The 13755-nt window shown below is 47.5% G+C and carries 6 protein-coding genes; 1 reads left to right on the top strand and 5 read right to left on the bottom strand.

Annotated elements, in window-relative coordinates:
* Nucleotides 1-12: 12 nt before the first annotated feature.
* Genes QZ135_RS05195 through QZ135_RS05180 form a run of 4 tightly spaced genes read right to left on the bottom strand, consistent with a single transcriptional unit; the run spans nucleotide 13 to nucleotide 8920 of the window.
* Nucleotides 13-1731, bottom strand: coding sequence for a DUF5114 domain-containing protein (locus QZ135_RS05195; RefSeq protein WP_294606511.1), 1719 nt, complete (start codon nucleotides 1729-1731; stop codon nucleotides 13-15).
* Between the two features lie 11 nt (nucleotides 1732-1742).
* On the bottom strand, nucleotides 1743-3317 hold the full coding sequence (locus QZ135_RS05190) for a RagB/SusD family nutrient uptake outer membrane protein (protein WP_294606509.1): 1575 nt from the start codon (nucleotides 3315-3317) through the stop codon (nucleotides 1743-1745).
* 29 nt (nucleotides 3318-3346) lie between these two features.
* Nucleotides 3347-6316, bottom strand: a complete 2970-nt coding sequence (locus tag QZ135_RS05185) for a TonB-dependent receptor (protein ID WP_294606507.1) — start codon at nucleotides 6314-6316, stop codon at nucleotides 3347-3349.
* A 27-nt stretch (nucleotides 6317-6343) separates the two neighbouring features.
* Nucleotides 6344-8920 (bottom strand): hypothetical protein, encoded by a 2577-nt coding sequence (locus tag QZ135_RS05180; RefSeq protein ID WP_294606505.1) that lies wholly within the window; start codon nucleotides 8918-8920, stop codon nucleotides 6344-6346.
* A 214-nt stretch (nucleotides 8921-9134) separates the two neighbouring features.
* Here QZ135_RS05180 and QZ135_RS05175 point away from each other — a divergent pair, with 214 nt between their 5' ends.
* On the top strand, nucleotides 9135-9623 hold the full coding sequence (locus tag QZ135_RS05175; protein ID WP_294606503.1) for a PepSY-like domain-containing protein: 489 nt from the start codon (nucleotides 9135-9137) through the stop codon (nucleotides 9621-9623).
* Nucleotides 9624-9738: 115 nt separating this feature from the next.
* Here the strand turns inward: QZ135_RS05175 and QZ135_RS05170 are convergent, their stop codons facing one another.
* Nucleotides 9739-13746: a hybrid sensor histidine kinase/response regulator transcription factor gene (locus QZ135_RS05170; protein ID WP_294606501.1), complete on the bottom strand. Its 4008-nt coding sequence runs from the start codon at nucleotides 13744-13746 to the stop codon at nucleotides 9739-9741.
* Nucleotides 13747-13755: the final 9 nt, after the last annotated feature.

Raw genomic sequence — 13755 nt, 5'->3', positions numbered from 1 at the left:
AATTGATATCCTTTATTTAATAGTATAGGTTGCATTAATTAAATCTACAGTCAGAGTGTATGTGCCCGGTGCCAGCGTGGCATCATCCGTGATGCCGTTATTGCTCTTGTAATAGAGTTTCCCGGCACTTCCGCCATAAACGTAATTCCAGTCTCCGTTAAAAAGATAAATCTTAAATCCCCAGGCAGACGGTTGTGTGATAGTAATACTACCACTATATACACCACCGGTAGCTGTAGCGGGTAATGGCTCAAAAGTCCAGTCTTCATCTTCCAGTTTGTTGAGACCGGCAACATAAATTTCATTGCCTATAGCCGTCAATTTATAAGTCAACGCTTTCAATGATACATCAAAGAAGTAAAGACCGCCATCCGGTGCAGGAATATTGTTCTCCGCATTAAAAGCTAACGTTCCGGCATTGGCATCGCCTTCGCCCAATTTATAAACATCTCCCCAATTACCTTCTTCTATTGCAATCTGATATCCCCAGGGAGAATTAACATCCGCCACACCGGCATATCCCAGATTATCCTCATCATAAAGCCGCAGGTAGTTATTGAAGTTCCAGTCACCTTCTCCTTCACTGATACCCAGCATATAAAGAGTCTCTCTCACCGGTTCGGGCTCGGCACTGCCACTGGTTACTTCTACCGTCCACTGTTTCGGATTGCTCAAATCAATAACCAAAGTACATTCTCCCGCTGCCGGAACATTCACAGTGATATTACCCGCTTCTCCGCCAAAGATAAGATTTTCTCCGTTTTGCGCAAAACTTACAGGAGTTTCAATTCCTAAGTTGGCATCACTATCCGAACCCTCGGTGCCCGTAGAAGAATCGTATAGACGACCGGTTCCGTTTACCTTGAATGTAATATTTCCCGCCTGTGCAGCACTAAATGCATACGTCCATTTCACATTCGGACGATCAAAAGTCATTGTACCTGCCACATCTCCTGTAAGCGTAAGAGACGGTATGTAAAGGGTCGACCAAGCTTTCTTGTTAGTGTTTGCATCCACATAATAACAACCGCCCATTCCGGGGAACCAGAAGTTCCAGGAGGATTCTTCCGAAGACATCAGGAAGGCCGTTCCAGTTACGCCATCATTACCCCAAACCGTTCCATCCCCTTCTTTCATAAAGAAGTTGTACCAGGCAGTGGCTCCCATGAAACCCAGATATTGTCCGTCGGAAGCAGCCGAATAGAGTGTCACACCGGTTTCTGCCTTATCGGCATTAAGAATATACCCCAGACTCATGTCAATCGTATAGGGAGTGACCGCTACTGTAACTACATTAGAGTAAACAGGGGTCATATTCTTTCCCGTCTGCGCAGCAAGCCGGAAATAAACGTTATTCGCCACATCAGGATTGGCACCGATATTCTTGGCCAGAGCATTTAAGGCAGCACCGGTATAAGCCTTCGAGAGGGAAGTTTCTACATTTTCGCTCACCACACCCGAGAAATCCTGAGTAGTGGAAACCTGCAAGGTCTGGATGGTCACATCAATAGCCGACAAAGCAGGGTCGCTGATCTGCAAGGCATCTTTCGTCCATGCCAAAGACAGGACAATGTCATTACTGTTTTCCTGCGACAAGACGACTGTACTTTCCGTCGCAACCAGTTCACCGGATTCAATACTGCTCAGATATATTTTGTCTTCATCCTTTTCGCAAGAGGCAAAACTAAAGACTGCCGCAAGAAGGAGAAGGAAATTCTTCATTGTCTTCATATAGTATAGAATTAATAGTTTTCGTTATAAAGATTCGGGTTAGCCGTCAGTTCGGTGGACGGAATAGGATAAATGTTATATTTGTTGTCTACTGCCTGTCCGTTCATCACACCGCCTTTCCACTGCCACAGATAGCTGGAAGTAGTAAACTTGCCGTAACGTATCAGATCCGTGCGGCGGACACACTCCAGATAGAGCTCACGGGCACGCTCGTCAAGAATAAAGTCGGCGGTCAACTGTCCGTCGGTAATATTCCCTGAATCGTTGCCAAAGGCACGTCTGCGCAAGTCGTTGACATAACCTAAAGCTGTGGAACGGCTGCTGCCTTCTCCCCCTCTCACTACAGCCTCAGCCAACATCAGATAGACATCCGCCAGACGGAAAACCGGGAAATCGGTATTCACACCACCGTCGTTGCTATTGGAAGCGGCTTCGCCCGCATCAGTCAGGTTAGTCCATTTCTCCGGAAGATAACCGTTGCTTTGGTTTTCCACCACATCTATTGTTTTGGTTTGTCCTTCAGTATAGAACATCCCCCGGCCATCACCATCACTGAAAAGGTCGGGAAGTTCGCCTCGCAGGCGGAAATTACCCCAACCGGAAGATACACCGTAATCGGAAGGTACCTGAGTATCGGAAGTGTTATTCACGCCTCCGCAGATGATATAAGTAGTTGCTCCCCACGATACGGTGTGTGTTGCATCCACCGGAAAAGCATAGATGATTTCATTGGTACGGTTATGGTTGTCGGCATTGAATAGTTTGGCATAATCACCTTCCAGCGTATAACCCGCTTTCAGGATTTCGTTGCAGTAGGTGATGCAATCTGTCCAATGGGCAGTACCCGTATAAACTTCCGCATTGAGATATAAGCGTGCCAACAGGGCATAAGCGGCTTGTTTGCAGGCACGGCCGTATTCACATTCTGTGCGGTCCAGCAAGTCTGCATCCACATCTTTCAATTCCGTCTCCAGATATTCGAACATTTGCGTAGCAGTGTAGCGCGGCGGCAGATAGCCGCCTACAGGATCATTCTCGGTGACGAGAGGTATGTTGCGATAAAGATCGAGTGCATGATAGTATGCCAATGCACGGAGAAAACGGGCTTCAGCCCGATAATGGCGTATTTCCGCCTGCTCACCCTCACTGAATTTTTCAATCTGCCCGTCGGTGGCATTACGCAGGAATTCATTGCAAAGTGCTATGGTATAGTAAATGCGATAATATGTATCGGACACCCACGCATCATTGGCATCCCAACTCAGATAAGTAAGCCCACTCATTTTTTCGCCTCCCAGCCAGGTGTAAACCAACTCATCGGTGCCACACTCCTGCATATTGAAATAACAGCGCATATAATCGTAACCGAAGTTACTGTCGAGGTCTTTATCTCCGCCGCCTTTTTCTTGTCCGGCAATGACGAAAGATACATAAAGTTTTCCTAAGACGGCTTTATAGTTGGCTGCAGACGTATAGACATCAGCCGAAGTGGTTTCCGTATGCGGATACTGGTTGAGGTCGTCCAAACAGGAGGTTGTGAATAGTGTACCGGCAAAAAGCAGTACGGTATAGAATATCTTTTTCATACGATATGTCTTGTTTTTAATGGTAAAGATTAGAATTCAAGTCCTAGGCTGAGTGAGTAAGTACGCGGACGGGGATAGAAAGAAGAATCCATTCCACTCGGAACCTCCGGATCAACACCCGAATACTTGGTTATACAAAATACGTTTTGCACCATGACACTGGCATTCAAACTGAGCCAACGGCATACACGGCCAAAGTTGTAAGATAGTGACAGGTTATCCATTTTCAGGAATGAGCCGTTCTCCACATAATAGTCCGATAAGTGCTGGCGCCTCTGGAAACCGGTTTCCAGATAACTGCTGTGCACGTTATTCAACTGGAACGCATTATAGCTCATCGTCTCCCAGGCACCGGTGTTCATAGCCATACCGTTATATACGTAATTCCCCACATTGGCACGAAGGCTGGTGCTCAGCGTCCACTTCTTATAATTCAACGAAGTACTGAAGCCGAAGATAAAGTCGGGTGTAGGTGATTTATAGCGATAGAGGTCACCTGAGTTTATCTCACCATCCCCATTCAGGTCGGCATAAGCTCCCTCGATGGGTTTGCCGGTTTCGGCATCGTAAAGCTGTTTATAGACGTAGAACATATAAGGTTCGTAGCCTTCGCTCAACACCTGCACATTTTGTCCGTCAATGGAGGCACCGGCCGAGATGTTGGTGGCAGCACCACCTTCTACCAGAGAGAGGTTCTTGACTTTCATCTTTTGCCAGGTCATGTTGAAGCTGACATCCCAGTTCCAGTTCTTGCTTTGAATGGGGCTGGCGTTCAGGGAAACTTCAATACCCTGACTATCTACATTACCCACATTGGTCAGGATATTCTTATCGAAATTAGTACCGGCGGGAGAGGCAACAGTAGCCAACAGGTCCTTGGTCTGGCGGGTATAGTAATCAAAGCTACCGGTAATACGGTCTTCAAGGAAGCCAAAATCAAAACCGGCATTCCAGGCGGTAGTAGTCTCCCATTTCAAATTAGAGACATAAGCCTCAGGACGGTAGGTGGTGATGTACTGATTGCCGAACTGTGCTTCCGCCCCACTCTGACTGGCAGTATAAACGGGCAGGTAATTATAGTTACCAATGCCATCCTGCTGACCGGTGACACCGTAACTGGCACGGAGTTTCAGGTTACTCAACACTGCATTGTCTTTCAGGAAAGCCTCTTCACTGACTCTCCAGGCCAGAGCTACAGAGGGGAAAGTTCCCCAACGGTTATCTTTGCTGAAACGAGAGGTACCATCACGACGCATGGTGGCCGTCAGCATATAACGCGAATCAAAAGTATAGTTCAGACGCGCATAGTAAGAGAGAAGCACATGGCGCTCGTCGGAAGCGGCAGTCGTACTTTGTATCTCGCCTAATGTGCTCAGTTCACTGTATTGAGGGGAAGTACTCTTCCAGTATTGATAATCATATCCCACAGTGGCATCAATACTGCTCTTCCAAGAGTCAAGGTATTTATTGTAATTGAAATAAGTAGTCAGCAGGCGGTTGGTGTTCTTTTGCGGGCCATATTTATAATCACGCCCGTTAGTTGTCGCATACTGGGCTGCCTCAGCCGGAACATATATTTTGCCTTGTCCCTTGGCATAATCATACCCCAAAGTAGCATGAAATTTCAATTCGGGCAGGAAGTGCATTTTGTAGTCCACATCAAAGTTACCGACCAAGCGGGAGACACGGCTGGTTGATTTATATTGTTTGAGAGCCCCCAAAGGATTGACCGTACCACCTGTAACCAACTGCCCTACATTGTCAGTGGCCTCGGTGTATCCGCCAAACGTATCGTTGCCCGAATAAACCGGGATGGTAGGATTCCAGGTTGCTGCATTCCAAATGGCATTTGAATTGGCGAAACGGTTATCGTTACGCGAACCTTTCACATTGAAGTTCAGTTTCAGATGGTCATCAAAGAAACTGGGAGATAAGGATACACTTCCTGTGATGCGCTCTGCATTGTCCGTCTTCACCAAACCATCCTGGTTATAATAACCTATTGACACACGGATAGGAAAGTTCTTTGCCAGACGGCCGGACAGGCTGAGATTATTGTCCGTACCGAAAGCATTATGATAGATTTCATCGTTCCAATCCGTGTAGGTATTACCCAACAAGGCTTTCTGTGCATCCGAACCCTGAGTATTGACTACATTGATGAACTCTTCGCGTGAGAGCATATCGTTCAATTTAGTACGGGTCTGTATGGAATTGGTAGTTGTGAAACTCACTTTCATACGGTCAGTACTTCCTTTCTTGGTAGTAATGATAATGACACCGTTTGATGCGCGCGAACCGTAGATGGCGGTGGACGAAGCATCTTTCAGGATAGTCATACTTTCTATATCGCTCGGATTGATTAATGCCAAAAAGTTACCGTCATTACCACTGATACCACCTGTTTCGAGGGGCACACCATCCAGAACGATAAGCGGGTCGTTACTGGCATTCAGCGAAGCGCCGCCACGGATACGGATGGTACTTCCGGCTGTGGGTGAACCACTATTGCTCATAATCTGTACACCGGATACTTTACCGTTAATAAGTTGCTCAGGCGAGGAAATCAGTCCTGAATTGAAATCCTTGCTGCTGACGTTGGAGACGGATCCCGTCAGGTCACTTTTGCGGGTTGTTCCGTAACCGATGACAACCACATCACTCAGTACCTGAGAGTCACTTTTCATCTTTACATTCACAGTATTATTACTTGGAATGGGAACAGTCATAGTTTCATAACCCACATAAGAGATTTGCAAAGTGGTAGTTCCCGAAGGAACAACAATGGAAAAGTTTCCGTCAAGATCGGTTATCACGCCGGTACTGGTGCCTACCACCAAAATACTGGCACCGATAAGGGGCTCGTTCGTGTCGTCTACGACATGCCCGGTTACTTTTCTTCCGTCCTGAGCGGAAAGCGGGCTCATAATTGCTGATAGTGCGATGCACAGCAGGCATAAAAAAGCTGTGACGCGATGTCTTAAGGTTTTGTTTCTCATACTTGGTATTTAATTTAAAAGTGTTACTTATTCCAGCCAAATGCCGCCTATTTCTATTTCCGCCTGTTTCCCGGCAGTTCCTTCAAAGGACAGTTCAAGGCTTTCTATCTTTTCTACCTGGAAAAGAATCTCCGTTTGCGGACGGAAATAATTGTCGAGGAAAACCGGATAGGCATGAGGCAACAGGGCGGTATTAGCCTGTCGCAGTTCCGTGAGAGGAATTCGGATGATATCATCCGTTACAGCCTTACACGGTGCAAGATAGGTATATCCGTCCGAAGTAATGAAACCTGCTTTAAGCCCTTCCGGCATCTTCTTCACATGCAGGCAGAGGGTATGGCTGGCGGCAAGACGTTCGGGACGACCGCTAATGTCATCTTTAATATAGCGGCGAAGGAAGAAGACCGGGTTCGGGTCCTTGGACTCAAAAGTAATGCGGAGAGTCGGTTTCTCCGTCGGAGCATTCTCAATCAATTCACGATTGGTACGGCTCCACTCCGGTAAGGTATAGACTTCCAGGTTATTGTCGGTATCTCCCACTTTCAGTAAAGAAAGTGACTTCGTAGAAGCAACTACATTCGTCTCCCACAGGGTAGCCGTAGTATAGTCCCAATCCAGCGGACTCTTGGCTACCCCGGAAGGGAATGTCTGTCGTTTATCTCCCCGACAAACAACGATGTTATACCTAAAACAACCTTCTTTTATATCTGAGGCAGGAACAATGGCACAATAAGTGTAACCACCTGCATAGTTCATCTTTATAGATGGGTTCTTTTCATTCCAAAAGGAGATTTTATCAGTATAGATGATAACGGAGTCGGGCTGTTCATTACCGGCTATAGTGGCTTGTATGATCAGGTCTTTGCCTGCATCAACAGTTCTCACCGGAGAATGATTGACTATGAAGTCAAGGTCTGAAGGTTGAGAGTGTAGAGTTGGGGAGACGTATTCGCCGAGAGTGATGTTTTGCCAACGGGTATCGGCAGTCCAGGTTCGGGAAGCGGATATGCCTTCGCGCTGCAAAAGATAAACGCCGGGGCGAAGGGCGGAAATAGTACCGTTCGTGGCGGAACTATGCCGGAAGTTATCTTTATCTAATCCATTTATTTGGAAATGTTTACCCAAGTCAGGTAAATCCAATACCATATCCCATGCATTGGAAATGATATGCATCACTTCTTTATCCAAAGAAGGTTTGGCAAACGGATCGCTCACCTGCACCACATCGGGCATAACTTCCAGACGCCAGACACCATCTTCCAACTTATCTATCCAATAAGCACCTGTACCCTCGTAACGGACAACGGGAGAACTGCCACATCCGGCAATGGCACGAAGCCGTGAAACATCTTTCGGAAGGGTCTGCGTCGTATTGGAATAGTAGAATTTCTCTCCATCGTTCAGTTCACTCAAATCCTGTACGTAGCTGACGCGGAAGTCATTGAACAGCGTATCTGCCGGATAACCTCCAAAGCTCTCTCCCCTGCCCACTTTTTGTGCCACTTCTGCGGCAATCATCAAGCCAAGAGCCTTGTTCGGAGTATAAGCCACATTCAGGTAATGAGTCTGATATTCGGTATTATATGCCGCCATATCAATAGGATCATACGCAAACTGTGTAATCCACTGGAAGCCGGCAGAACGGAAAGTGCGGACAGTGGCAGGATAAAGATAGGAATAGAGATTGTCCGCAGGATCAAATTCATAAACCAAACGCGCCTTTTTATTGAAACCTTTCAAATTGGAGAAAGGAATATCGTAGCGGTCTACCGCAGGCAGGAAGTTTCCTTTACGGGTATGTCCGGAAACAAGACCGACGGGATACCATTGATAAGTAGTACCTTGAACAGCAGTATCGTAGTAAGCTTCAACCACATGCTGATTGTGGCTGACATTATAGAATACCGGTTTCCGGTTGCCTGCACGTTTCAGGGCAGATAACATCTTGTTGATATAAGCACGTGTCTCAGCTATCGTACCCGGATGGCAAGGTTCGTTGTTGATTTCAAAACCTACAATGTAAGGATCGTCTTTATAGGCATAGCCTGTGTAAGAATTGACGTGGCGCACAAGAGCGGCAATGTATTTTTCCTGCGCAGCAATAGCTTCTGCATCGCTATGAACAGCACATTTATCATAATCGTAGGAAAAGCCGCCGGTAGGCTGGTTACGCTCGGGATAGCCATTGCCGAAGTTGGTTTGAGCAGTGATAACGATGCGAATGCCACGTTCCTGCAATTTAAAGATAAGATAATCCAGCAGTTCCAAATGTTCGTTCTCCAGCAGGTTACCTTCGCCATCGGAAATCTCAACGTCCCAGATGTGGATGCGGTAAGCATTCAGTCCCAGACGCGCAAAGTGGTAGACATCACGGTCGATAGCAGCTTTGCGGTCAATGCCCAGATAGCCCATTGCACGGTAAGCATGGGCAAAAGGCAGGGTATAGTTCACTCCGAAGAAAGAGGCCTCTTTCCGGGTATCGGACCAGCGCATGATGCCGTTACCATCTACGTAAACAGTAGGGATGCTTTTGGATGCTTTGTTTTGTGCCGGGACAACTGCCATCAGCAAACAAGTAATCAGGAGTAGAATGTGTCTCTTCATGTCATCAAATTAAAGTTGGTTTTCTGTTGGCAAAAGTAGCGGAGAGAAGGAATTTACGAAAGTATATTTCGGACATAAAAGGATAATATTGAGACATGAGACGACCATAGAACACCTTGTGAGAACGATTTGTGTTAAATGAGCAAACAAAAGACATGAAATGCCGTTCTCTACAAAAGTATTTTTCAAGACCTAACCAAAAAGTTTTATGAGTATGAACAAGCTGAAGTTTTCTTTCCTGCTTCTGATGTTTCTGACATCAGTTCCGGTTTTTGCCGACTATGCTCCTGTCAATGTACAGGAAGCTTTAAAAAAGATGTATCCCGAAGCTAAGGACGTCGCCTGGACCCGGGATGAAGCGTATTATGTGGCAGACTTTATATTGAATGGCTTCGACACCAAAGTCTGGTTCAATGCCAATGCCTCGTGGGCGATGAAACAAACTGACTGGGAGACTATGGATGAAGTGCCCCCCGCAGTTTATAATGCATTCGCCGCCAGCCAGTATTCTGACGGAATGGTGCAAAATGTGACGTTGGTTCAGTTTCCCGAAAAACAATCGGTGATTTCAGTAATAGTGGGGATGGCGAATACACAGACCAGATATCAACTATTATTCACCCCCGACGGAGGACTGGAGGATGAACGAAATGCCACTTACTTTAATAATCTGCTGGGAGCAGAGGTGTTCCTGAACACTTAACACGGCCAATTCCTTGCCACTATATTAGCAATCTTTTGCCATCGCAGTGGCAAAAGATTGCCACCGTATTGGCAAGACTTTGCCACTGCGATGGCAAAAAATTGGCAAAGCTAAACTAAATATATTGCTTGGGCGTCACCCCAAACTCCGACTGAAAGCACTTGGAGAAGTAAGAATGATTGGAGAAACCAACCATGTACATCACCTCGGCAACCGTGAACTTTTGTTGCTTCAACAACATGGCGGCTTTCTTCATGCGGATGGATTTGATATACTCTACAGGCGTCATGCCGGTGAGTTGTTTTATCTTGCGATACATCTGCTTGTTATTCGTACTCGTCCATTCACAGAGGGCATTCACATTCAGTTCCGAGTCCGAAATATGCTCTTCAATCAAATGAATAATATTTGCCAGGAACTTTTCATCGTAGGAAACAGCCTCGATTTCCTTCGGAGCGGCAAGGGCTTCGATGCGGGCTTTCGTCTCGTGCATCTCCCAGGCAACCAATAACTGCTGTACACGCGAAAGCAAAATATCCGGTTCAAAAGGCTTGGGAATGAAAGCCTCGATGTTCAACCGGATACTTTCAAGCTCCGTCTCCTTGTCGCTCTTAGCCGTCAACAGGATAATGGGGATAGTGGAAGTAGGAATGTGCTTTTTGAGGCGGCGCACCATTTCAAGCCCGTCCATTACGGGCATCATGACATCAGCAATAATCAGATCAGGAGATAATTCCATCGCCATCTCCATACCTGTCTTGCCATTCTCCGCTATACGGCAACGATATTTTGCGTGCAGTATCTGATAAATGAACCCGGCTATTTCCGGAGTGTCATCCACTATCAATATCAACGGAGCTTCAGGGCTGGCTGCCTCTGCGGCAGAAGAAGAAACGGAGGCTGCTGTTTCTGCTTCAACAAGCGCCGTCTCCTGTTCAGAAGCCACAGACTCGGAAAGCACATCAACCGACATCTGTTCCGGACTGCCAACCGGTAAGTTCAGTGTAACGGTAGTCCCTTTATTTTCTTCCGAAGTAAGCAATACGCTGCCGCCATGCAATTCCGTGTAAGTCTTTACGAGATAAAGTCCGATACCTGTCCCTTCCTTTTTTCCTGCCGTCTTGGGCGACTGGAAGAAGCGCTGGAAGATATAGGGCTGGTCCTGACGGGGCACACCGATACCTGTATCGGAAACTGAAATACGCACATCTTTTTCCTCACCGGGAATTTCCAGGCGAAGCGTGACGCTCCCACCCTCCGGAGTATACTTCACAGCGTTGGACAAAAGATTATCCAGAATGGATTCCAGTTTTATGGCATCCATCTGTATGTATATCTTTTCCCGGTCGGTATGAAAGTCAAATGTGAGTTGTTTCTCCCTCGCCTTTTCTTCTGCATATAGAGCAAACAATCCACGCACGAAGGAGACCAACTCTATTTGCGACAAAATCAACAGCGCATTGTTGCCGCTATCCACCCGGTTGAAGTCCAGTCCCTGATGGATCAGCGAATTCAGCTTCATGGCATTGTGCTGCACCTGTTCCAGTTGCTTCTTCTCCTGCGGATTCTTGATGGCGGGGAGCATCCGGCTGATAGGCGCAATAATCATGCTCAACGGAGTTTTCAAGTCGTGGGAGAGATTTGTGAAGAACTCCATCTTAGCCTGAGACTGCTCCAGGATTTTCTCTTTCTCCAGACGCTCCAGCTTCAGACGGTTCTTCACGCGGAAGAAGTTGATTGTCCAGAGTATCAAGACAAGGCACAGCAAGACATAAACGGCCTTTGCCCACGGGGTGTAGTACCAGGGCGGAATGATGTGGACGTCCAATGCATACGTTTTTTCGGACGGCTTGCCATGCGCATCCAGCTTACTCACTATCAGGCGGTAGTCACCGTAGTTCAGATTGTTGTAAGTAATCCGGTTGGTATTCGGTTTCAGTAGGTTCCATTCACGATCCACACCTTCCAGGCGATACAACAGTTTGCTTTTCTCTTCAAGGGAATAAGGCAGGTCGGAGAGTTCAAAAGCAAGATTGTTCTGGTCGTAGTCCAGATTTATATGTTGTGAGTAGCGGATGCTTTGCCCGGATTGTGCCACATCAGGCGCCTGTTCCCCCTGCCCTGCCCCGGACTGATAAAGTTGGTTGTTGACATAAAGGGCGGTCAATATCAAAGGCTGTTCAAGATGTTCCGCCAACAAGGCTTCGGGTGAAGAGATGGCAAAACCATCTGCAGTGCCCAGATAGAATTCTCCGCTTGTCTTATCAAAGAACATGCTGGTGAAACGCTTGTCGGTGATATTCAGGCGGCGGACTTCCAGAGTCTGTTGGTCGGCTACCCAGAAACCATCTGTGGTAGAGATCCAGATGCGGCCGTCGGCTTCGGCCATGGAAAGCACTTCGTAATGATTATAGGCATCAAAGGGCAGCATGCGGATACTGTCGTTTTCGGGAGTCACGCGCATCACTCCGCCGGGGAAACCTATCCAGATGTAGCCGTCTTCGGCACAAAGGATAAAGTTGGGAGTACGCTCGCCTTTCAGTTCACCGGCGGCAATATGGGTGACTTCGCCTGTACGGGGATTTATCTTTTCGATGCTGTTGGGACTGTTATAGAGCAATGCCCATACATTCCCTTCCCGGTCGGGAATCATCTGGTTGATGAACATGCCGGACAAGCCGTTGTGGATGGAATAAGTCTTCTCCGCCATGTAGAGTCCGCCGGAAGAACGCATGAGGTTTTCCTTATCCACCACGAAGATACCACCGAGGCAGGTAGCTATCCAGAGTTGCCCGTCACGGTCTTCAAAAAGGCTATACGTCCAATTGGCGTTGTAGCGGCGGGTGCTGTCCACTATATTATAATGTATAAACTGGCGTTTCGCCGGGTCGTAACGACTGATGCTGCCATCCGTAGCCACCCAGAGTTGTTGTTCACGGTCTTCGTAAAGATGGCGTACCCGGTTGTGGGACAAAGGATATTTCCGGTCCCCCATCTTGTACCAGGCAACGTCCTGTTCCCCATCCATAAGAGCGGTGAAACGAATGAGACCGTTGGTGCCGCCAAACCAATAAGTTCCGTGCGCATCACGCAGCATGGAATAGAACTGATTGCCCTCCCCTGTTCCGGTAATCTGCGAGATAGGGATATGACGCAGCACACTGTTATGGCGGGACATGGAGATGCCGTAATCCGTACCCAACCAGACGTTATGCTCGCGGTCGGCAAAGATGGTCCAGATGATATTGTTAGAAAGGGACTGGAGGTTTCGGGAGTCATGAACAACGTGCAACAGAGGTTCGTCCTCCTGATAGACGTACAGACCATTATCGGTACCTACCAGCAATTGTCCGTTTCCGTCCAGTGCCAGAGATTTGACGGAGTTATCATGAAAAGCATCTATCCGCCGTGTATGCCCATCGGCAGGGGTGTATTTGAAAAGACATCCTTCTGTGCCTATCCAGATACAACCGCGTGCGGTATCTTCCAGAAGTGAATTGACAAACTGGTTGCTTCGGCCACGAGTGACGGGCAAGTCTATGGTTTCAAAGCGTCCGGTAGCGGGAATGTAGCGGCAACAGCCGTTGTACGTGCCAATGTAGAGGTTATCGTCCGAGGCGCGGATAATGGAATAAATGGTCTGATGCGGAAGTCCTTCGGTGATGGCGGAGAGCTGCCGGGTTTCCGGTGAGTAGGTGTAGAGACCGTTAAGTGTTCCCAACCACAGCACGCCGTCACGCAATGCCAGTGTGCGTATGTCGGTCGGGAAGTCCGCTTCCGGTTCTTGGTAGGTGTCTGTCCGGTAATTATAAATCAGCAAGCCATTGTCCGCACCCATATAGAGATAAGTGCTGTCCACCACTTCACCGCAATAAATGCGCGTATTGCTGCGCTCGCCGAAAGTGAAATGCGGTTGTGAGGAATAGCCGTCGTAACTGAACAGTCCTTTGTTGGAACCTATCCATATCAGTCCTTGCGTGTCTTGCAGGAAGCAACTGATAACGGATGCTTCCGTCCCCAGACTGATATTATCAAACAGCCTGTAATCGGACTTCTGCCCTGCCAGACTGCAAGGAAGCCAGATTTGTAACAGAATGAAAAGAAAAAGAACTGGTCTGTACATACGCCGGGT

It is taken from the genome of uncultured Bacteroides sp. (genome assembly GCF_905207245.1).
Classification (GTDB): domain Bacteria; phylum Bacteroidota; class Bacteroidia; order Bacteroidales; family Bacteroidaceae; genus Bacteroides.
This window is presented reverse-complemented; position numbering and strand designations above follow the sequence as displayed.